This window comes from Denitrobacterium detoxificans, assembly GCF_015062615.1.
Classification (GTDB): Bacteria; Actinomycetota; Coriobacteriia; order Coriobacteriales; family Eggerthellaceae; genus Denitrobacterium; species Denitrobacterium detoxificans_A.
Genome location: NZ_SUUH01000007.1, coordinates 1 through 22,063 on the forward strand (window position 1 = coordinate 1; position 22,063 = coordinate 22,063).

Annotated in this window: 18 protein-coding genes; 13 read left to right on the plus strand and 5 right to left on the minus strand. The window is 61.0% G+C overall.

Annotated features, from left to right (window positions below; translation table 11 throughout):
• Positions 1-383 precede the first annotated feature (383 nt).
• The 10 genes from E7002_RS08140 to E7002_RS08185 all read left to right on the plus strand — a co-directional run bounded on the left by E7002_RS08140 (position 384) and on the right by E7002_RS08185 (position 13,574).
• Positions 384-1,421: a hypothetical protein gene (locus E7002_RS08140; RefSeq protein WP_303728394.1), complete on the plus strand. Its 1,038-nt coding sequence runs from the start codon at positions 384-386 to the stop codon at positions 1,419-1,421.
• 264 nt (positions 1,422-1,685) lie between these two features.
• On the plus strand, positions 1,686-2,051 hold the full coding sequence (locus tag E7002_RS08145) for a YccF domain-containing protein (protein WP_303728395.1): 366 nt from the start codon (positions 1,686-1,688) through the stop codon (positions 2,049-2,051).
• Positions 2,052-2,262: 211 nt separating this feature from the next.
• Positions 2,263-3,786 carry a polysaccharide pyruvyl transferase family protein gene (locus E7002_RS08150; protein WP_303728396.1) on the plus strand — a complete coding sequence of 508 codons (1,524 nt, stop codon included), beginning with the start codon at positions 2,263-2,265 and terminating at the stop codon, positions 3,784-3,786.
• Positions 3,787-3,793: 7 nt separating this feature from the next.
• Positions 3,794-6,562, plus strand: a complete 2,769-nt coding sequence (locus tag E7002_RS08155) for an AMP-binding protein (protein WP_303728397.1) — start codon at positions 3,794-3,796, stop codon at positions 6,560-6,562.
• A 1-nt stretch (position 6,563) separates the two neighbouring features.
• A complete protein-coding gene (locus tag E7002_RS08160) occupies positions 6,564-7,277 on the plus strand; it encodes a hypothetical protein (RefSeq protein ID WP_303728398.1) in 714 nt (237 codons plus the stop codon).
• Positions 7,274-8,551: an FAD-dependent oxidoreductase gene (locus E7002_RS08165; protein WP_303728399.1), complete on the plus strand. Its 1,278-nt coding sequence runs from the start codon at positions 7,274-7,276 to the stop codon at positions 8,549-8,551. Before E7002_RS08160 ends, E7002_RS08165 begins: the two co-directional genes overlap by 4 nt.
• Before the next feature lie 94 nt (positions 8,552-8,645).
• A complete protein-coding gene (locus E7002_RS08170; RefSeq protein WP_303728400.1) occupies positions 8,646-9,215 on the plus strand; it encodes a phosphatase PAP2 family protein in 570 nt (189 codons plus the stop codon).
• A gap of 54 nt (positions 9,216-9,269) precedes the next feature.
• Complete coding sequence (locus E7002_RS08175) at positions 9,270-10,109, plus strand: deoxyribonuclease IV (RefSeq protein ID WP_303728401.1); 840 nt, start codon at positions 9,270-9,272, stop codon at positions 10,107-10,109.
• Between the two features lie 61 nt (positions 10,110-10,170).
• A complete protein-coding gene (locus tag E7002_RS08180; RefSeq protein WP_303728402.1) occupies positions 10,171-12,000 on the plus strand; it encodes a fructose-bisphosphatase class III in 1,830 nt (609 codons plus the stop codon).
• 155 nt (positions 12,001-12,155) lie between these two features.
• Positions 12,156-13,574: an FAD-binding oxidoreductase gene (locus E7002_RS08185; protein WP_303728403.1), complete on the plus strand. Its 1,419-nt coding sequence runs from the start codon at positions 12,156-12,158 to the stop codon at positions 13,572-13,574.
• Positions 13,575-13,631: 57 nt separating this feature from the next.
• Here the strand turns inward: E7002_RS08185 and E7002_RS08190 are convergent, their stop codons facing one another.
• Entirely contained in the window at positions 13,632-13,883 is a 252-nt protein-coding gene (locus E7002_RS08190) for a DUF1653 domain-containing protein (RefSeq protein ID WP_066664158.1), read from the minus strand.
• A 155-nt stretch (positions 13,884-14,038) separates the two neighbouring features.
• On the opposite strand from E7002_RS08190, the gene brnQ reads away from it, so the two are divergent.
• Positions 14,039-15,361 carry a branched-chain amino acid transport system II carrier protein gene (brnQ, locus tag E7002_RS08195; protein WP_303728404.1) on the plus strand — a complete coding sequence of 441 codons (1,323 nt, stop codon included), beginning with the start codon at positions 14,039-14,041 and terminating at the stop codon, positions 15,359-15,361.
• An 81-nt stretch (positions 15,362-15,442) separates the two neighbouring features.
• Here the strand turns inward: brnQ and E7002_RS08200 are convergent, their stop codons facing one another.
• The 4 genes from E7002_RS08200 to E7002_RS08215 all read right to left on the minus strand — a co-directional run bounded on the left by E7002_RS08200 (position 15,443) and on the right by E7002_RS08215 (position 20,185).
• Positions 15,443-17,545: an FtsX-like permease family protein gene (locus E7002_RS08200; protein WP_303728405.1), complete on the minus strand. Its 2,103-nt coding sequence runs from the start codon at positions 17,543-17,545 to the stop codon at positions 15,443-15,445.
• A gap of 2 nt (positions 17,546-17,547) precedes the next feature.
• The gene (locus E7002_RS08205) at positions 17,548-18,351 is read right to left on the minus strand and encodes an ABC transporter ATP-binding protein (RefSeq protein WP_066664152.1); all 804 of its coding nucleotides are present in this window, start codon (positions 18,349-18,351) and stop codon (positions 17,548-17,550) included.
• Between the two features lie 69 nt (positions 18,352-18,420).
• A complete protein-coding gene (locus tag E7002_RS08210; RefSeq protein WP_303728406.1) occupies positions 18,421-19,488 on the minus strand; it encodes a HAMP domain-containing sensor histidine kinase in 1,068 nt (355 codons plus the stop codon).
• Positions 19,475-20,185, minus strand: coding sequence for a response regulator transcription factor (locus E7002_RS08215; RefSeq protein ID WP_303728407.1), 711 nt, complete (start codon positions 20,183-20,185; stop codon positions 19,475-19,477). Before E7002_RS08215 ends, E7002_RS08210 begins: the two co-directional genes overlap by 14 nt.
• 174 nt (positions 20,186-20,359) lie before the next feature.
• On the opposite strand from E7002_RS08215, the gene E7002_RS08220 reads away from it, so the two are divergent.
• On the plus strand, positions 20,360-20,722 hold the full coding sequence (locus E7002_RS08220) for a potassium channel family protein (protein WP_303728409.1): 363 nt from the start codon (positions 20,360-20,362) through the stop codon (positions 20,720-20,722).
• Entirely contained in the window at positions 20,712-21,989 is a 1,278-nt protein-coding gene (locus tag E7002_RS08225) for a chloride channel protein (protein WP_303728410.1), read from the plus strand. The genes E7002_RS08220 and E7002_RS08225 overlap by 11 nt, the downstream gene beginning before the upstream one ends.
• The last annotated feature ends 74 nt before the right edge of the window (positions 21,990-22,063 follow it).

Genomic DNA, 22,063 nt, shown 5'->3' on the forward strand with positions numbered 1-22,063 from the left:
CTGCGGTGTAGTCCGTGGGAGGATAGGGCGTCGCGCTCATGGGGGGCATTTCCATGCCATGGGGCCGCCCGGCTGGCACTCTCGCGCCGCCGGGCGGCCCCTTTGAGTTGTCGGGGGCTTGCGCATCGGAATTGGGTCTTGGGGCCTGTCGTGGCCAGCCGCTTCCGGGTCGCGCGCCGGAATGCGACTCGCGCGTGCGGAATCTCGCGCCCGAGCCGCGTCGTGCGTTCGGGCGGAGCTGCTTGCTCGGCCCAGGGCTCTCGCCTTGCGCCTCCCTGCTTGACTGCGATTCGTTACGGAACGTTCTCAGCAAGGGCGTTCTGGCTCTGCACTGCGTACAATGGGCGTTGGGGTTTGTTGCCGGCAGATGGGGAGCTCTGGCTATGTTGACCAACGTGGAAATGTTCGATGCTCTATACGCGCTCATGACGAACGATGTGCGTTCCGAGGCCTTGTTGGGTGCTTCCGTGGGCAAGGACGTCCATGCGTGTCCCGCCTCGGCGGGTGCGTCTCTGGCGCGGGAGGCAATTTTGCGCGCTCCGAACACGCAGCAGATGCCCGTTCTCTGGTTCGAAATACCGCTTTTGGGCGAAGCTCGTTTTGATTTGCACATGGCGTATTCGCATTGGGCACTGCGTGATTTGAAGGCCGAGGAAATCGACTTGAGGAGCCCCTACGGCGAATTATTCAGGTGGTATGCCAATGAGGAGCCAGGCGGCAATGGCTTGGCGTTGGCGTTTGACATCTCGCGAGGTCGTTTGAATGATCCAGCGGTGCATGTGAACATCAACGGGAGTCCCCTGCGCGATATCAAGCGATTCTTTGACATTGCGGCAGGTGAGGATGCGTACGACCTCTATCGTGAATTCTCCGACTCCCTGCCAGCTGGCTGGAAGATTTGGTATACCGGCGTGCATCCGGGGCGGCCGGGGGCGCACCTTCGCGTCGACTGCTTCGCCGACCGTAAAACAGCTGCTCGATACGAAGAAGACTGCTCGTTGCTCGTCGATGATCTGTGTGCGTGCGGCTTTTATACGGCTGGTTCGTTGCTGCAAGATTGCGTACGTCCCATCCTGGAATCGCCTTTCGGGCTGGAATTGCAGTTCGACTTGATGCGTGATGGCTCCGTGGGCTCTACGATTGGCCTTTCGGCTGCGTTTCCCTTTGGCTCGGCAGCGCATGTGCGTGAGCTGTTCGAGGAAGGCGGCGATGCAGCCGCGTACATGCATACGCTCGAGGACATGGGCCTTGCCGACGATCGGTGGCGCTGCGTACTGCCCGCAACGTTTTCCAAGGTGGTCCCTCAGGGCGAGGGTCAGCTTGCGCTCTACTGCGTCCCTACGTTCGTGAAGCTGCGCATGCGCAATGGCGATCCATTCGATGCGAAGCTCTATATGCAAACGGGGGCGGCAGAGCTGTAGGTACGAAAGGCATGATGACCCGCCGCGCGTTGTCGAAGCAGCCGCTCTCTATCGCAATAATCGGGCGCAGAGCGCCCCGTTCTCGCTTGCGAAGCGGCGTATAGCGCTCGCGCGAGCCAAGAGCGGATCCGCCTACTGCATGTCCAGCGGACGCGTGGACAAACCTCCATCCCTTGTTCATGTGGAAGTACTCTCTATCGTACACGCGAGGGTGATATCCCTGGTAGCATGGCGAGCAAGCTCGTTTATCGTCCAGGAGGAACCATGCGCACAATTGGAAACATCATTTGGATTCTCACCGGCGGGTGGATTACGGCTCTGGGCTTCTGCCTTGCGGGCTGCATCTTCTACATCTCCATCATTGGCATTCCGCTGGGGCGCATCTCGTTTCGCATGGCGGCGCTTACGCTCGCGCCGTTCGGGAAGGATATCGTATACGGCGGCGGCGCGCCGTCGTTGTTGGCCAACATCGTGTGGTTCCTGGTCATTGGGTTTTGGACGGCCGTGGCTTACGCCGTAATGGGGATACTGTTTTGCGTAACGGTCGTGGGGATTCCCTTCGGCATGCAGCTCTTCAAGATGGCTCGTCTGGCCATTGCACCCTTTGGGTCTTCTCTCGTTGAGGCGTAACGCCCGCTGTGGGTACATGATGACGCCTTGGTGACGGGTGCGTCATTTTTCTCCATATCGGGATACCTTTAAAGCCCCTGGTGAGCACTGCGTAAGCGGTGCGTGGCCAGGGGCTTTTCTCGTGCGTATACTACGAGTGTTGTATTGTGTACAATTAGATTGCGTGATACCATTCCATCCGTAATACTGGATTACATGGGGTGTTATGCATATGGATCGTCTTTTGGACATTGTCGTTCGCGTGCTTGTGCGAATTTCTGCATGGGCGAAGCCGCTTTCGAAGTTGGGCCTTGTTCGCTATAGCGAAATGCAACCCAATGCTCCCATTCGCTTTCTACTTGTGGGGTATAACGGTGCGGGAAATACGGGGGCCGATGTGCGTACGGCCGAAATCGCCCGTATCGTTCAGGGGCGTTTCGCCGAGCGCGCTCAGGTGACGGTCATGACCCTCGACCGCAATGCGACCGATTGCTATTTCCCCAACGGTATCGAGTCTCTGCAGTTCAGTTCTTTGTATCCCTTCGTCACGCTTCGTGCCTGCACGGCTCACGACGTGGTGATCCTCTGCGAGGGTTCTACCTTGAAGAGCAAGTTCGCCAATGCCCTCACGTTGTTCTTCGCGGAAGCGGCGGGCATCATGAAGGCCCAGGGAAAGCCTTGCATCGCCCTGGGTTCGGAAGCAGGCGACATGGATGCGTTCCTGGAGCGTACCGTGCGCAAGGAGTTTTCCGAGGTACAGTTCATCGCGCGCAGCAAGGCGTCGTACGAACGCGTGCTCGAACTGGGCTTGAACGCGTTTGAGGGAACTGATGCGGCCTGGGATTTCCAGGTTGCGGAAAGCGATAGGGCGGTCGTAAATGCGCAGCTGCATTCCGATGGCTGGGACGGCTCTGCCCCTCTTCTGGGCGTCGCTGCCATCAATCCGTTCTGCTGGCCCGTGAAGCCGTCGCTTGCGAAGACGGTACGTGCGGCCGTGACCCGCGACTGGTCTCAGAACTTCGCGAAATGGTACTTCTTCAGCGAGTCGCCCGAGCGCGATCGGGCGTTCGATGCGTACATCAATGCGCTTGCCGAGGCCGTGAATGCTCGCTACGAGCAGACGGGTTGTCATGTGGTGCTGCTGGGCATGGAACGCCTTGACGAGCGCGCGTGCCTCAAGCTGTCGGGGCTCATTCGTGCCCCGCATTCCATCTTCCTGGCGCGCGAGCACAATGCGTATCGCATGACGGCGGTCTTGCGCAGCCTGTCGCTGCTCATTACCTCGCGCTATCACGCGAACGTGCTGAGCATGCCTGCCGGCGTGCCCACGGTTGCCGTTTCCATGGACGAACGCCTTCAGAATACGATGGACGAGGTGGGCTTGTCGGAGCACCTGCTGCTGCGCACCGACGATACGCAGCTGGCGGAGCATCTTCGCCGTTCGATTGCCTATATCGACGCGAACGGGGAATCTATTCGACGCAGGCTCGTGAAGTCGGCGGAACAGTACCGCAGCGACATGTTCGACATGATGGCCCTTATGGAGCGCATGGTTCGCGAGAGCGAAGCGGCTCGCTTCCAGGCTTCCGCGGTGGTTGGCGAAGCGGCTACGCGACTTGCGGCACCATCGGCGTCCCTGCATGAGCGACCGGCGTATGCGTCGGAAGCGGCGGACGTTTCCTCCTCTGCCTCGAGAGCCAATCCTTCGCGGTTGCGCGAAGCGTGTGCGGCAGTGTGCGGCCCCCTTGGGAAGTAGGCGTGCGATGGCCGAAAAACGTATGGGTATATTCCTGACGGGTGCCACGGGTTTTCTGGGCACGTTTATTGTTAGGGAACTCTTGGGCGCGACCGACGCGCCCATTTATGCGCTGGTGAGGGCGCGCGACGAGCGCGAAGCGGGCATTCGCCTGCGCAATCTTTGGTGGGAGCTGCCGGAATTGCGCGAAGCCGTGGGGCGCCGCGTATTCCCGGTGGTAGGAAGCCTGACAGAGCCGGGCATGGGGCTCTCTTCGTCCGACCGTGTGCGCGTAATCGAAGCGTGCGGGTTCGTCGTGCATGCGGCTGCCCAGGTGGAGATCATGAAGTCCCGCGCCGAGATGCAGCAGGTAAATCTGGGCGGTACGCGCGAGGCCTTGGAGCTTGCGCGGGATATGCGGGCTTCCGGCGGCATGGAGCGATTCGCCTTCGTGTCGACGGCGTATGTCGCTGGCGCGCTCGATGGGCGTATTCCTGCCGACGAACTGCCCGAGCACGCTTTCAATAGCGCGTACGAGGAGAGCAAGTGGCAAGCCGAGTGCCTGGTGCGGCAAAGCGGTTTGCCGTTTACCGTATTTCGTCCCGGCATGATAGTGGGCGACAGCGAAACGGGGCGCATCGCCACGTTCAATACGGTGTACTACGTGCTGAAGCTTCTGCTTACGCAGGGCGTTCGCTTCCTTCCCGTATCGCGTCGCCAAAGGGTCAACATCGTCCCCGTGGATTATGTTGCCCGCACCCTGGTGGGTCTCTTGTTTGAGGGCGATGCCCAGGGCAAGACGTTTCACCTGGTAACTCCCAAGGAGCAGCAACCGCAGGTGGGCGAGCTTGTCGACTACGTTCGTGCGTGGGCGAAGCGCGAGCTTGGGGTGACTGTTCCCCGGATGCTTTGCATGCCCATACCGGGTCTGGCGAATCGCGGCGCGGCGCGGAACATGCAGGGGGAGGAGCGCGCTCATGGTCGCGCGGCGAACCTTATGGCGCTCACGCCGTATTTCTACGATAGGCGTGACTTCGACACGGAAAACCTTGGTCCGCGTAGGCGCGAGCTTCCCCTCTGGCGTGACTACATCGATTCGATGCTGGCGTATGCGTGCCGCAAGAACTTCCTGCATCACAGCAGTCGAACGGTGTTCGAGCAAGCTGCGTTTCGGCGGAAGAGCGCAAGCGCGCCCATTGTCTATCATGATGTGAGCGCTCAGGGCATAAGCAACATGCCTGCGAAAGAGATGGACGATCTTATTGCGCGCATCCATGCGGCGCTTGATGCGTGGGGCGTACAGCCAGGCGATCGCATTGCCGTGGCCGGGGCGAATAGTACGACGTACTTTGCCCTTGACATGGCGTTGGGCCTTGCGGGCGCGGTGAGCGTTCCCGTGTACTATACGACCCCGCCCAAGGAAATCGATGCGCTGCTGCGCGTGCGACGTGCGTCGATGCTCTTCGTGGGAGATGCTCGCATCATGTCGCGCATTGACCAGATGGAAGCCGACGTTCCCATCGTCGCCTTTGGTGGCGTGGAGGTTCCGGCGCCTGCGGATGACGTGGTGCGTTGGGATGCGTTCCTAGAGCGCGGCGTGGGTAGGACGCCTTCACCGGCGGTCGTTGACTATGGGGAGCTAGCCACGATTCGCTCTACGTCGGGCACGACGGGCATGCCGAAGGGCGTACTGTTCAACCATTACCAGCTGCGCTGGATGGGCGAGGTTCTTGCGGCCCTGCTGGGCTGGCGCGGGCGGACGACTGAGATGCGCTACCTGTCGTTTCTGCCGATGAGCCACGTGGTCGAGGGCATCTTGGCAACGTATGCCCCCTATTACATGCGCGCCAAGACCGACCTCTATTACCTCAACGACTTTGCGGCCCTTGCCGAGGCATTGCCCAAGATTCGCCCGACGGTGTTCTTTTCCGTGCCGCGTTTCTACGAGAAGGTATGGGACCAATTTGCCGCGAACCCTGCTGGTCAGCGCTACCTAGCCATGAAGGATGGCCCCGTGAAGCGCGCCTTTGCGCGCGTTGCGCGTCGCAAGCTGCTGAAATTGGCGGGGCTTGATGCGTGCGAGCAGTTGCTGGTGGGCTCGGCTCCCGTAAGCCGGAAGCTGCTGGAGAGCTATCGCGCGCTGGGGATCGAAATCCACAACGCCTATGGGCAGACGGAAGCGCCCCTCATCACGCTCAGCCGCCTGGGCGATAACCAGCTGGGCAGCGTGGGCGCGGCGCTTCCTGATACGCAGATCCGCATTGCCGAGGACGGAGAAATCGTTGTGTACGGCCCACAGGTGGCGCTCGGCTACGATGGCCTTCAGTCGCAAAGCGTTGGCGGGGGTGTGCTGCGCACGGGTGACATCGGGGCGCTCGACGCCGAGGGACATCTTTCCCTCGTGGGGCGCCAGAAGGAGATGCTCGTCACGTCGTATGGCAAGAACGTCAATATGCAGAAGGTAGAAACTGCGCTGAAGGGCATTCCCGGCGTTGACGAGGCGGTAATCGTGGGCGAGGGCAGGCCATTCTGCAGTGCACTGCTTTGGCTGAGCCAGGATCGCGACGAAGAGGGCCTGGAGGACGATATCGCGCGCGTCAATGCGGAATTGTCCCATCCCGAGCAGGTGAAGCGATGGGTCGTGAAACGCGAGCCCCTCTCTATTGCAAAAGGCGAATTAACGCCTAATCTAAAGGTGCGTCATGCCGTGGTGGAGGAGCATTATCGCGCCGACATCGAAGCCCTGTACGAGGGCCATGGCAGTGCCGCTTCTCGGGGTTCGGCGAAGGGGGCGTAGGGTGTCCATTCCGGTTCGCGTGTTCCATCTGGCTCATCGTCGCATGCCGACCTTGTTTGGCAAGGTTGTGTTGCGCGTGCTGATGCGTGCGACCGCCCGTGGGTTCAGCGGGCGACCGAAGCGTCTGGATGGGTCGCATGCCGAACGGCTGCATGCCTATGCCGCGTATACGCTGCGCATGGCCCGGGCGCGCTCGTGGGGTATGGAAGAGCGTGGCGCTCCTCTTGCCCCCAACGAGCTGGATGCCATTCGGAATACGGAATTGGCTCTGCGTCTGCGCGAGGAAATGCGCTCGACGGCATGCGCCCTGCGTCGCGTGCTTCGACCGACGGACCAGCACGAGGCATGGGAAGTGGTACGCGTGCTCTATCGGGTAATCGGCATTGCCCTGGAAGCCCAGCCTGCACAAGCTGCGAGCGCGTCCCCGCAGGGCGCGAGCGCTGGCGGGCAAATTGCAAAGGGCGACGTGGCTTGCTCTTGCTCTTCTTCCGATACTGCTTGCGAAGGGAATTGCGGCCCATCCGCGTCTGTTCGCATGCGCAGTTGCTATTTTTCGAGCGTATACGGCCCCGCGACGTGCGCCTTGATGTCGCGCATGGACGAGGGCCTTATGGCGGGGCTTGTGGGCGATGGCGAACTCGTCTTTTCCTCGCGCGTAACCCAGGGCGCAGATGCGTGTTGCGCATGCTTTGAAATGAAAGGGGCCGCACGATGAAGACGGCTATCGTTGTTGGGTCGGGTGCGGGTGGTGCCATGATGGCCCGCGAGCTGCAGGGGTCCTACCAGGTTACCGTGTTGGAAAGCGGCGGCACGTTTTCTCCGTTCGGCATGAACATCGGCCGCCTGGCCTCCTGGCGCAAGACGGGGGCCTTCTTCGACGACCGCATGATCCAGCTGCTGTTTCCGCAGATGAGGATTGCGCACGTTCCCGAAATGACGCTCGTGACGGGGCGCTCCGTGGGCGGCACGACCACCCTGGCTACGGCCAATGCGATACGCCAGGATGGCGCCTTGCGTGGCATGGGGATATGCCTCGACGACGAGTTCGACGCCCTGCAGGGTGAGCTTCCCATAACGACAGGCCATCGTGGTGGTTGGTCGCAGCGTACGGAGGAGATCTGGGGCATATTCGAGGAAATGGGCCTGCAGCCAAGGGTTATGCCGAAATTCATGCAACCCCACGTGCGATGCGTTGCGTGCGGGCGCTGCGTTTTGGGTTGCCCTGCGGGCGCGAAATGGGATGCCCGTTCGCTGCTTGACGAGGCAGTGCGTCGGGGCGCCCAGATCATCGATCGGTGCCGTGTGATGCGGCTGGAGATATCGTGCGACCAGGTGCAGGGCGTATGGGCCATTCATCGGGGCCGTAAGCAGCTGTTCCGCGCCGATTTGGTCGTCCTCGCGGCTGGCGGGCAGGGAACCCCTCTCATCCTGGAGTCGTCGGGCATCGTTTCGGAACAGGCATTCTTCGCCGACCCGGTGCTATGCGTGGCGGGTCGCCTTCCCGGGGCGTCCCTGCATCGGCAGCTTCCCATGCCGTTCGCGAGCCAGCAGGACGGGTACATTCTCTCGCCGTACATGGACTGGCTGAGCTTCTTCTTCAACCGGGGCTGGCGCATGCCCGCGCGCGACATTGCGAGCATTATGATCAAGTACGCCGATACGCAAGAGGGGTCGGTGGGCCGCCGCGGCATTGCCAAGCGCCTGACCGATCGCGACTACGAGCGCATGGCGTATGGCGTCGATCAGTGCAAGGAGATTCTTGGGCGCATGGGCGTACGAGAGGACGAGATGGTCTTGGGGACCATGAACGCCGGGCATCCGGGCGGCACGTTTCCCCTTACGAAGGCCGAGGCTCAAACGTTGCACAGCCGTCTTTTGCCCGCCAATTGCTATGTTGCCGACGCGTCATTGCTGCCTGTGGCAATGGGCAATCCGCCCATGCTCACCATCATGGCCCTGGCGAAGCGCATCGCGCGCATCGTTCGCTAGTGCTGTTGCCTTCATGCGGCTAGGCAACGAGGTGGGGTTCCCTTGCTCCCGTCTGGTACGATAGGGTTCCTCAAAGCGTATGAAGGGGGTACACATGGATCTTGCAATCTTGCATGGCATCCAGAATACGATTGGATGCGACTTTCTCGACATGGTCATGCCTGCCATTACCATGCTAGGCGAAAAGGGCGCTATTTGGCTTATTACGGGCATCGTGCTTATCTGCATGAAGCGCTATCGTCGTTGGGGCATTACGCTCATCTGCGGCGTTGCGCTTGTTTGGGTCGTGGGCGACCTCATCATCAAGCCCATCGTCGCTAGGCCGCGTCCGTTCGTGGTCGACCCCACGTTGCTTCCCCTGCTGGTGGAGGCCCCGACCGACTACTCGTTCCCTTCGGGGCATACGTCGGCAAGCTTCGCGGCGGCAACGGTGCTCCTGTTCAGCAACGTAAAGAAGCCCTGGAAGGTGCTGGGCCTTGTCGTGGCGATTCTCATCGCCTTCTCGCGCCTGTACGTATGCGTGCACAATCTCACCGACGTGCTGGCCGGCCTGATCATGGGTGTTGCAGCGGGCATTCTCGTGTCGCTGATATCGAATGCGCTTGCGCAACGCTTTGGCTGGGGCGAGGCGGCTGCGATGCCACGGGGCAAGCATTCTCGATAGGTTTTGCGCCCCATGGCAGGAAGCCATGGGGCGTTTCGTTTTCAAGGGGAGTTCATGAATCAGCTGGTAATTGGCCCGCATCTTTCGGTGGCCAAAGGCTATGCGAGGGCCGCTGACGAAGCGGCGAAGCTGGGCGCGACCACGTTTCAGTTCTTTACGCGCAACCCGCGCGGCGGCAAGGCGAAGGCGCTCGACCCGAAGGACATCGAACAGTATCGCGTGCGGGCGCGCGAACAGGGCATCGTGTGCATGCTCGCCCATGCTCCCTATACGCTGAACGCCGCTGCGGCCAAGCCCGAGGTGCAGGATTTCGCGCGTCAGACGTTTGCCGATGACCTGCAGCGCATGGAGACGTTCCCCGGTTCGTGCTACAACTTCCATCCTGGCAGTCATGTGGGGCAGGGCGTCGAAGTGGGCATTCAGAAGATCGTTGCCGTCTTGAACGACGTGCTGCGCCCCGAGCAGACGACCACCGTGCTGCTGGAGACCATGGCGGGCAAGGGAACGGAAATCGGGCGTACGTTTCAAGAGCTGGCGACCATCATCGATGGCGTAGATCTGGATGACCATATGGGGGTCACGCTCGATACCTGCCATGTGTGGGATGCGGGCTACGATATTCGCGACAACCTAGATGGCGTGCTCGAGGAATTCGACCGCGTCATTGGGCTCGATCGGCTGAAGGCCATTCACCTGAACGACTCGAAGAACCCCTGCGGGTCGCATAAGGATCGCCACGAGTGCATTGGCAAGGGGGAAATCGGCTTCGAGGCCCTTTCCGCCGTTACCCGCCATCCCGCGTTGCGCCACCTGCCGTTCTACCTGGAAACGCCCCAGGAATCGCTTGTGGGGTATGCGGAGGAAATCGCCGCATTACGCGCAATTTGGCAATAAGCTGCATATCCTCGTTCCATCGGGTACCATAGGACGGAACAACCAACACGAAAGGACGCCCATGGACCGCGAAGAGGAAATCAAGAAGATATCCGCTGAACTGAATGCCCTGAAAACGCCCGAGTACTTCGTTTCCGATGTGCATGGCGAATACGGCGCGTTCGTGCATATCCTGCGTAATGGGTGCGGCATGGTGCGCGTGGCCATCGACGACGTGCTGGGCGATCAGCTGGAAGAGAGCGAGGCCGATGCCCTGGCAACGCTCGTGTACTATCCGCATCGCAAGCTTCCCCTGCTGGTGGAGGCAGCCGACGATGCCGATCTGTGGCGCATCCACACTATGAAGAACCTGCTTGCGGTTCTTCGCCATGTGGCTGCCGACCGTTCGCCTCGCTCCGTTGCCGATGCGCTTTCCAGCGACGTTGCCCGCGAGGTGTACGTCATCCTGGGCCTGGAAGACAAGGCTCCCGCACAGGCCCCCGAGCTCTCGAACGATCCCGATGTGCAGATCATTGCGCTGTGCCAGGCCATTCAGCACCTGGTCATTGGCCATGTGCACATGGTGGGCGACATCTACGACCGCGGCCCCGCGCCGCATCTGATCATGGACGAGCTGGCCAAGCTGCCCTCTCTCGACATCCAGTGGGGCAACCACGACATGGTGTGGATGGGCGCCTCCCTGGGCCAGCGCGGCTGCATCGCGCACGTGGTGCGCAACTGCGCGCGCTATGGCAACCTCGACATCCTTACCGATGCCTACGGCATGGACCTTGCGCCCCTGGTGGACTTCGCGCTGAAGGCGTACGAGGGCGACCCGTGCGAGGCCTTCGCCCTGAAGGTGAACCCGGGCCTTTCTCCGCAGGAGCTCGACGCTGCCATAAAGGTGCAGAAGGCCATGGCCATCTTGCAGTTCAAGGTGGAAGCCCAGCTTATCGATGAGAACCCGAGCTTTGGGCTGGAAAGCCGCAAGCTGCTGCACCTTATCGACTACGAGCGTGGCATCGTGCCGGTGGATGGCGTGGAATACGAAGTCACCGATACGTACCTGCCCACGGTCGACCGCGAGCATCCCTACGAGCTCACGCCGGAAGAGGAAGCGGTCATGCGCCATCTGGAGCATGAGTTCATGACGTGCGAAACGCTGCAGAAGCACATGCGCGTTCTGCTCGACCGCGGCAGTCTGTATGCTCTTTCCAACGGAAACCTGCTGCTCCATGCCTGCGTGCCGCTGAACGAGGATGGCAGCCTGAAGGAAGTCGACATCTTTGGGAAGACGTGCTCGGGCCTGGCTCTGTACGACGAGCTGCAGGAATGGGTGTATCGCGGCTTCCGCGCCGAAGACGAGGAAACGCGCAAGCGCGGTCGGGACATCATGTGGTACCTGTGGCTGGGCGAAGGCTCGCCCCTGTTCGCGAAGAGCAAGATGGCCACGTTCGAAATATACATGTGCCGCGAAAAGGAAGCGCGCAAGGAAGTCAAGAATGCGTTCTACCAGCTCTTCGATTCGGAAGAGCCCTACAACAACATCTTCCGCGACTTCGGCCTCGACCCCCATACCGCCCATTTGGTGTGCGGTCACGTGCCCGTGAAGGTGAAGGACGGGGAAGACCCGGTGAAGGCTGGCGGCAAGGTGATCTGCATCGACGGCGGCTTTTCCGCGGCGTACCAGAAGACCACGGGCATTGCCGGCTTCACGCTGGTGAGCGGCCCGAACGACCTGGTCCTCTATAGCCACGAGCCCCTGCCCAGCGTGGATGACGCCATCCGCGATAATCTGGATATCCACTCTACGGCGCGCATCATCGAGGAATATGCAACGCCTCGTTTGATCGCCGACACCGACGAGGGCCTGTTCCTGCATGCCCGCTTGCGGAAAATGCAAGCCTCCTAAGCCATGTGGCCCGCTGGCGCTACGCCAGCGGGCCTTATTATTCTCGGGGGTTTTATTACTCTGGGGCCGGTAGCACCCAACTAAACTGGTATAACAGTCTCTCATTGAGGGAGAACGTAACATGCGGGAAGGGACCTGCATGGAAAGGAGCTTTAATGCCCGAGTATCATCAGCTCACGCCCGAGCTGGTTTCCCAGCTTGCGGAAATCGTGGGCACCGACAACTGCCTTACCGGCGAGGACATCGCCGAAGATTACGCGCATGACGAGATGCCCATTTACGGCACGCGCATGCCCGAGGCGGTTTGCCTTCCCGCTACCACCGAGGAAGTGGCGGCCATCATGAAGCTGTGCTACGAGAACAGCATTCCCGTTACGGTGCGCGGCGCAGGTACGGGCCTGGTTGGCGGCAGCACGCCGTTGTATGGCGGCGTCGTTTTGTGCACGATGCGCATGGACAAGATCATTGCGTACGATATGGACAACCTGAATGTGCGCGTTCAGCCGGGCGTGCGCCTGTGCGATCTGGCTGCCGACGCTCTGGACCACGATCTTATGTATCCGCCCGACCCTGGTGAGAAGACCGGTTCTCTGGGTGGCAACGTGAGCACCAACGCCGGTGGCATGCGTGCCGTAAAGTACGGCACGACGCGCGATTACGTGCTGGCCATGACCGTGGTGCTTCCCACGGGCGAAATTCAGCATATTGGCCGCGCGGTCACGAAGACCAGCTCGGGGTATAGCCTGCTGCACCTGATGATTGGCTCGGAAGGCACGCTCGGCGTCATCTGCGAGCTCACGCTGAAGCTCGTTCCCAATCCGCGTGAGGACATGAGCTTCATCCTGCCGTTCGAGAACATCGAGTCGGCCATCGAGTCTGTTCCCAAAATCAAGCTTGCTGGTCTGAATCCGCAGTCCATCGAGTTCATGGAGCGCGACATCGTGGATACCTCGGCCGAGGCCACGGGTAACCACGTGTTCCCCACGGAAGTGAATGGTTGCGAAGCGGGCGCGTACATTCTGGTCACGCTCGACGGAAACGATGAGGACGAGATCTTCATGCGTGCCGAGCGCCTGGCTGAAATCGCCGATGAACAGGGCGCGTTCGATACGCTCGTGGTGCAGGATCCGTCTCAGAAGGAAAGCGTCTGGGCGGCCCGCAGCTCGTTCTTGACCGTCATCGAATCGGATACCGACCTCATCGACGAGATGGACGTGGTCGTGCCCGTGAACGTGATTGCCGACTTCCTGAAGTACGTCCATGAAGTGGGCGAGCAGAATGGCACGCGCATTCGCTCGTTCGGTCATGCGGGCGATGGCAACCTGCACATTTATTGCTGCGCGAACGACGCCGACCAGGACGAGTTCCTGCAGCAGTCCGCCAAGGTCATGGAAGCTGCGTACGCCAAGTGCGCCGAGTTGGGCGGCCAGATTTCCGGCGAGCACGGCATCGGCCATGCGAAGAAGGATTACCTGCGCGCTTCGCTGGGCGAGACGCCCATCAACCTCATGGCGGGTATCAAGGCCGTCTTCGACCCGAAGTGCATTTTGAACCCGGGCAAGATCTGCAGCTAGACATTTTCCGCCATATGAGCAACGGGCTGGTCGAGTGATGATCGACCAGCCCGTTTTCTATGCCTTGTGGGCGACGCTTTCGATGTCCTGTAGCTCGAATCGGTACTTCTGCGGGCAATCGGGATACTTTTCATGGTCGACTTCGGAAAGGAACATGGTCTTGGGGCGGATCCACAGCGAGCCGTCGCCGTAGAGCTTGCGGTATACCACGTATTCCTCGTTGGTCTCGGAATGGCGGGCAATGTCTTCCACGAGATAGTGGTCGCCCTTAAAATGCCGGTATACGCGTTTCAGCTCGATGTCTCGCATGGGTGTCCTTTCGTGGCGCTTCTGTGACAACGGAAGAGATTCTACCAGCCGGGCGGGCGGTGCGCGTTGCGTGTCGAGGGAGTGTGGAGCGCTTGGCGCCTTGCGCGGCGTGCGTGCTATCATGTGCCCCTGTTTTTCGAACGTAAGGAGTGCCCGTGAAGGCTAGGGATAGGATATCGGTTGCAGTCATGCTGTTCGGCATGCTGTTTGGTGCGGGAAACCTCATTTTCCCCGTTCACCTGGGCCAGCTTGCCGCGGGCAATGTGTGGGTTGCCACTCTTGGCTTCGTGATTACCGCTGTGGGCCTGCCGTTGCTTGGCGTTGCCGCGCTGGGTGCGAGCCGTGCTTCGGGCGGCCTTGAGCTTGCGCAAAAGGTTGGCGGCACGTGGGGCATTGCGTTTATGAGCGTGCTCTACCTGACCATTGGGCCCTTCTTCGCCATTCCCCGCTGCGCGTCGGTTACCTACACCGTGGGCATCGAGCCGCTCGTGGGCTCTTCGTGGCTGCCCGCGTGTACGGTCGTATTCTTCGCAATCGCCGTCTTGTTGGCCATGCGCCCTGGTCAGATTCTCACGTGGATCGGCAAGGTCATTACGCCGTTGTTCTTGGTGTTCCTGGCCGTGCTGCTCATTACCGCGTTGGTGAACCCGCTGTCGTCCGTGGATGCGGCGGCTGCTTCCGCCAACTACCAGACGAATGCCTTCTCGAACGGGTTCTTCGAGGGGTACAACACCATGGACGTTCTTGCCGCCCTGGCCTTTGGCGGTGTGGTCGTTGATGTCATTCGCCGCCTGGGCGTTTCCGATGGCGGTGCCGTGGCGGGTGAGGTTGTGCGCTGTGGTGCGGTGAGCTGCGCCATCATGGTGGTCATCTATGGCGCGCTTGCCCTGGTGGGCGCTCAGAGCGTAGGGGCGTTGGGCGTTTCGGAAAATGGCGGCATCGCCCTTACCCAGATCGCCACGGCCTACTTTGGCCCTGCCGGTTTGGTCATCCTGGCCGTCACCGTTGCGCTGGCTTGCCTGAAGGTGGCCGTTGGCCTGCTGGTGAGCTGTGCGGAGTTCTTCCGCGAAGTGCTTCCGAAAGGTCCTTCGTATCGGGTGTGGGTGCTGCTGTTTGCGGTGTTTTCCCTGATAATCGCTAATGCTGGCCTTACGCGCGTCATTGAGTACGCGGTTCCCGTGCTCATGTTCCTGTATCCGCTTGCCATCGTGCTCATTGGTCTGGCCTTGGCTGGGCGTTGGGTTTCGGTTCCTCGCCAGGTGTATGTGGCGGTCGTGGCATGCGTTACCGTGACGTGCGTGCTCGATTTTCTGAATGGATTGCCCGAGGTGGCGCGTGCTCCCTTCGAGGGGCTGCTGGCGGGTGCTTCTGCGTATGTGCCCCTGTTCGACATGGGGTTGTCGTGGTTGCTTCCCGCTGTCTTGGGCGTGGCCATTGGGCTGGCCGCTCATGCCGTAGCGACCAGGAAGGCCGCTTAGCTGCATCTTCCATCATGCGAGAAGCCGGGTTGGGGCATTGCCTCAACCCGGCCTCTCTTTATGGGGTATGCGCGGCGCTCGTTAGCGCGCGAGCGTCGCTTTCACAAGGCGCTTGCTTACCAGGTACGTGATGAGCATGTACCCTCCGTAAATGATGGTCATGAGGACGGCGGTGAGCGCAATCGAGTTTGCGGGGTTTACGCCCAGCGCCGCCGTGAGCGATCCGTTCATGACGTTGATGCTCCAGGCCGTGTGGCAGATGGCTACGACCAGCGGTGCGAGGAAGTACAGTTCCACCTGATGGCGCAGCGAGCGCTGGATGTCGTGCTCGTCGGTGCCGATGCGCGAGAGCGTGCAGTAGCGCGGAAGGGATACGGAGACATCGGATAGCTGGCGAATTGCGAGCAAGGCCGTCACCGCAATGAGGAACACGAAGCCGATGTATACCGCGAGGTACGTTACGAGCATGCGCAGGAACAGTGCCTGAGAGAGCATCTCCTGCTGGGTGAGCGTGGCTTCAAGGGGCCACGATTCGGAATACGCGTCCTCGCAGCGTTGGCTGGTGCGGGAGAGTGCTTGGTCATTCGCGTCGGCGTCATTGGTGACGAACATGAAGTTCAGATAGCTGCTGCTGTATATTGCCTGATCGTTCGCAGCGAGTTCATCCACGATATCGTCGTTGGCGATGATGACGAGCCCCACGCTGCCCATTGCCGTGTTCGACTCTTCCACGGAGGTTCCGCATGCAACGGTTAGCTCGTATCCCCCGTAGGAGACGTGCGCATGGCTGCTCACCAGATCGTCGGCTTGGGCTTGGGCGAAGTCGATTGTATTGGCGATGGCCACTTCGTCATGTCCGAGCGTAAGGCCGGTCTGCCCGATCATGCGCATAGTCGCATTGTATTGAGAGAGCTTCTGCATGGTGACCGGGGTCTCATTGTTGGTTATCGACGCAAGCGCTTCGCTCATGGGCACATTCGAGTTGGAAAGTAGGTCGTCATACGTGTATGCAGCGCCCTCTCCCGATTTGCTGACAAGCAAATACGAGTCAAGCTGTACGGCTTCTCGCACGTACGTATCCCAATCGGGGTCGGCAAGCCGGATGGCGGCTACGCGGTCGCCTTCGTTCGACTGGTACGCGGCCAGCGCATTCCCGCCCTCTTCTTCGAGCGTCTGGTCAATGCGCTGGAATAGTGGGGCCGAGCAATCATAGGGGGTGAGCTTCTCGGCGTTGCTCGTGAGCGCGTCTGCGATGCCCATGCCCGTGGAGAAGACGGTCATGGCGAAGAAGAGAATGACGCTGATGGCCCAGAGCGAAACGAATGCCGTGTTGATGCGCGAGGCGACTTGGCGCATCGTGAAGGCCGTAAGGCCGCGATGGTAGGCTTTGAGCCTGCTTACGATGGCAATGACGATTCCCGCGGCCGACCAGAACAGCAGGAGCGTGCCAATGAGCATGGCGATGGTGGCCTGCATGAACTTGGGGTCATCGAGCATGAGGAGCCCGTTTTCCGCCAGTCGATTGTAGGCAAAGGCCAGAATGGCGATGGATACAACGAAGACGATGGCGCTTGCGATAGGGTTGCGCATGATGACGCGCTGCTGGCGAGAGGCGTTGTCGAGAAGCTTGATGATGCTGGTGCGACCAATGATCACGACGTTAAACAGGGCGACGACGGCAAAGATGATGCCAAGGCATAGGACCGTGTTCTTGAGCGCGCCCATCGAGAAGACGAATTGGTAATGCTGGATGATGGTGCCCAGGAGCTTGGCCGTGGCAAACGAAAGCAGCTGGCTGAGCAGGAAGCCTGCGGCAATGCCTAGAACAAGCGCGACAAGGCCGATGAGCAGCGTTTCTATGAGCATGACGAGGGTAACGCCGCGTGTGCTCATGCCAAGGGTAAGGTACGTGCCGAATTCTCGGTGCCGCCTGCGGACGATGAAGCCGTTGGCGTAGATGACGAGAAATCCAAGGACGAACGCGACGACGTATGAGAAGAGGCCCATGAACTCCGATACGCTCTTGAAGACGTCGTCGTCCTGCTGAATGTCGAAGAGGATTTGCTGGGCTTCGATGGAATTGAACGCGTAGAAGACGGCAACGCCCGCAAAAAGCGTGATGAAGTAGATGGCGTAGTCTCCCAGCGATTTGCGCACGTTGCGCAAGGCGAGTTTCAAATACATGGCTACGCCTCCCCACCCAGGAAGCCCATGACGTCCATGATCTGGCTGAAGTATTCCTTGCGGGAAAGGTCGCCGCGGCGAATCTCGTTGAAGAGCTTGCCGTCGCGAATGAACAGGATGCGGTGCGTCCAGCTTGCCGCGAAGGGGTCGTGAGTGACCATGATGATGGTGGTCTTCGTGACGCGATTCATGGTGTCGAGCAGTTCCATCATGTGCGTTGAGCTGCGCGAATCAAGCGCGCCGGTGGGCTCGTCGGCCAGTACGAGGGTGGGGTTGCCCACGAAGGCGCGCGCAGCGGCCACGCGCTGACGTTGGCCGCCCGACATCTGATGGGGCATCTTGTCGAGTACGCTGGTAATTTCCAGGCGTTCGGCGATGTCTTCGACTTCGGTGCGGATGAGGCGCGGCGATTTGCGCTGAATGGTAAGCGCCAGCTCGATGTTCTCGCGTGCGGTGAGCGTGTCGACCAGGTTCGAATCCTGGAAGACGAAGCCCAGGTCTTCGCGGCGGAAGCGGGCGAGGGCGCCTCCGCGCAGGCGGGATAGCTGCACGCCATTCACCGTGACTTCGCCCGCCGAGGGCCTGTCGATGGTGGAAATGCAGTTCAGCAGCGTGCTCTTGCCCGAGCCCGAGGGGCCCATGATGCCCACGAACTCGCCGTTCTCGACCTCGAACGAAATGCCCGCCAAGGCGCGCGTGATGATGTCCTTGCCGCCAAAGCTCTTTTCCAGATTCTGAACCGAAAGCGCGGGGCGATCTTGCTGCCCGGTGCTTCCGATGCGTGCTTGCGCGATGGTTTCTGCCATAGCGATCTCCTTTCGTATGTGGCGATTACCATGCTAGAAACCCATGCGAAGCGTCGCCATCGATTGGGCTTACAGGTCTCTTTCGTTTTTGTCACATAGCTGTTCGTTTGCGCAATTTAGCGGAAAGCCAATGATCACGCGCGTGCCGACGCCCTCTTCGGAAGCGACGGTGAGCTTCATGCCCATGCGGTCGCACATGACGGCACAGAGGTAGAGCCCCATGCCCGTGGAACTGCCCGCGCGGTGGCCGTTTTGCCCGGTGAACGCACGGTTGAAGACGCGCGGCACGTCGGCCGCGGGGATGCCCCATCCGTCGTCGGCCACGGTAAGGTCAACGTGACCCGCGCTCGTGTTCTCGTTGTGCTGGCGCGCGGAAAACGTGAGCGTGCTCGCCCCGTATTTCGCCGCATTCGTGATGAGCTGGCCCAACATGAACAGGAGCCATTGCTCGTCGGCGAGGACCTCGAGCTCCTCGGGAATGTCGAGCTTGGGCTGCACCTCGCTTGCGATGAGCAGGTTCGCGTGCCGCTTGCATGCCTCGCGCACGGTACCGGCCAGGTGGATGCTGGTGATGTGGTAGTCGTTCGTGAGGTCCGAGCAGCGTGCGTAGTAGAGCGCCTGCTCCACCTGATGCTCGATGTTCTCCATTTCCAGGCGCAGCTTGTCGGCCTCGGCGCCGTGCATGCCCGCGACAAGGAGCTTCGCGGCGGCGATGGGCGTTTTCACCTCGTGAATCCACAGGTCAACGTAGGTGCGATAGTCGCTCGTTGCCTTCCGCTCGTCGCTGATCTCGCGCGTTGCGGCAAGGGCGCATAGTTCGATTGAGCTATGCGCCGTTTGCGCTTCGAGGGAGTGGGGAAGGGGCAGCAGCCCCGCCAGCTCGCTTGCGCGCTCGATGCGTTCCGCGGCTTGTTCGAGCGCGCGGAAGTAGCGCGCTTGACGCAGGTAGCCAAGCGCAAGGGCCCCTGCGTCGCAGAGGGCCAGAATGGCGATGCAAAGTGCGATTCCCTGCACCGATATGCCAAATGCCGAAAGCGCTAGCGTGAGAATGCACAGCGCGAGCGCGAGGAGGGCGATGATGGGCGCACGATCGGCGAGGTACGCAGCGGGCGTATAGCGCGCGTCACTGGATGGCATAGCCCTGGCCTCGCTTTGTTTCCAGGAATGATTCCGGCACGCCGATGGAGGCGAGCTTGCGGCGCACGCGGTTCACGTTCACCGTGAGGGTGTTGTCGTCTACGAATGCGTCGGATTCCCAGAGCTCGCAGAGCAGTTCATGGCGCGTGACGATGGCGCCTGGGTTTTCCATGAGCATGGCCAGGATGCGCTGCTCGTTGCGCGTGAGCTCGACGCTGCGTTCCTGGGTTGCCACGGTGCCCGACGTAAGGTCGAGCGTGACGCCCGCGTGTTCTATGAGGTTCGACTTCGCGTTCGATCTGCGCAGGATGGCGTCGATACGTGCGAGCAGCACGGCGGGGCGGTAGGGCTTGGTAACGTAGTCGTTGGCGCCCAGCTGCAGGGCCATGACCTCGTCGAACTCCACGTCTGACGAGGTGAGCACCACGATGGGCACGCTGCTGCGCTCGCGGATGGCGCGGCAGATGGCATGCCCGCTGGTGCCGGGCAGTTTCAAATCGAGCACGACGAGGTCGGGTGCCTGTTCCAGTGCCTCGTTTGCCGCGTTCGCGAAATTCGAGCATGGTGTGGGGTTGTACCCTTGCAGGCGAAGCAGGCTGGAAAGCCCCTCGCACAGCGTGGCGTCGTCTTCGACGATGTATATGTTGGCCTGCGTATCCATGGCCTCCATCATACCCGTTGGCTCGAATTTGAACATGACACTTTCGTAAGCAATAGAGCTTATGCGCAGGGAAGCTCTTCCCAGGTGACGGCGCATTGGCGGGTATAATATGCGCAAAGCAAGGGCAGGAGCGTTCTCATGTTCAAATATGGCCTCATACGTGCGGTAATGCAGCATTCCGGATTGAACCGGGCTGTTGTTGGGTTCGCCGTGATTTTTCTCCTTTGTTCGGTGCTAGTGTGGCTGTTCGAGCCCGCCATTCCCACGCTGGGCGATTCCATGTGGTATTGCTTCGAAATCGTGAGCACCATTGGCTTTGGGGACATAACCGTCTCCTCCCCTCTGGCACGTATCGTGTCGGTGCTTCTGAGCATCACGAGCGTCTTTGTCGTCGCCGTTCTCACGGGTGCGGTGGTCAGCTATAGCCAAGAGCTCATGCGCGCCCGCAAGGGGGAAAGCGTGGCGGTGTTCATCGATCGCCTCGAGCATCTTCCCGATCTGTCCAAGGCCGAACTGAAGGAGCTTTCCGACCAGGTAAAGCGCTTGCATAAGCGGGGCGGCCATGGCCGATAGCCGTCCTTTGGTGGGGGAATACGGGGGTTTTCCGGAAGGCGCCCCGCGCATAGCGGGCGTATGCGGCTTGGTGGCGGTATCGCTAGGCATGGGCCTGGTGGTGGGCGTGTTGGTTTCGCTGCTGCTGCGCGCTATGAACATCGGCGTCGCCTTCATGTGGGAGGCCCTGCCCCGCGCGGTGGGCGCTTGGTGGCTTCCCCTGCTCGTATGCCCTGCAGGGGGTGCGCTCATCGGTTACATCTCGAAGCGCACGCATGCCGCCCCGCAAGAGCTGAACGAGGTTTTCGCCCAGGTCAAGAAAGAGGGTGGATACGCCCTGGAGCGCCCGTTCGCTACGGTCGTGCTGTTTCTTCTGCCCCTGGTGTTCGGCGGTTCCATTGGCCCTGAAGCGGGGCTTACGGGCATCATTGCCGCGCTCGTCACGTGGATTGGCGATTCCCTGCGCCGTGCGGGCTTGGGTACGAAATCCCTGGCAGACGTCACGGTTTCGGCCACGCTCACCGCGGTGTTCGGCGCTCCCTTCGCGGGCATCGTTGCTGCGCGCGAGGCCATGTCTGGCGAGCCGAATCCGCGCCTGTTCACGTTTCGACGCGTCGTGAAGGTCGTTTTGTACGTCGCCGCGGCAGCGGGTGCGTTCCTGGGGCTGTGGCTTGCGTCTCTCATGCTGGGCCAGATGGGAGGCCTGCCCCGATTCGATTCCTTCGCGTTCGATGTTGCCCAGTTGCCCTGGGCGCTGCTGTTCGTGGCGGTGGGGTACGCGCTGGGCGTGGAATCGCATCTGGCAACGCGGCTCGCCCATCGCGTTGGCGCGCATGCCGAAGAACGGCCCGTGCTGTTCGCTGCACTCTGTGGCCTGGTATTGGGCGCGCTCTACCTGGTCTTGCCGCTAACGCTTTTTTCGGGTGAAGAGCAGTGTCGTGAAATCGTGCAGACGTGGGTGGGCCTACCCGCGTGCGTGCTTGCCGCAACGGCCGTTTTGAAGTGTGCGGCAACGCCGCTGTGCATTGGCGCGGGCTGGCGTGGCGGCACCATCTTCCCGAACATCTTCACGGGCGTCGTGGCGGGCTTTGCCCTGGCGGCTCTTACGGGGGTGGACCCCCTGTTCGCGGTTACCGCCACGGCTTCGGCGTTCATCGGCGCCACCACGCGCAAGCCCCTGCTCGCGGTCTGCCTGCTGCTTCTCTGCTTCCCGCTTCAGAGCCTGCCCCTGGTTGTGGTGGCGGCGCTCCTGGGCGCGAAGATCCCCATGCCTCTGCGCGCTGAATAGGCTCCATTCGCGTCCTGCGGTGATGCTTTGTTGCCGCGTGCGCAGGACGCCGTCGCCCCATGTGCGTGCGGTAT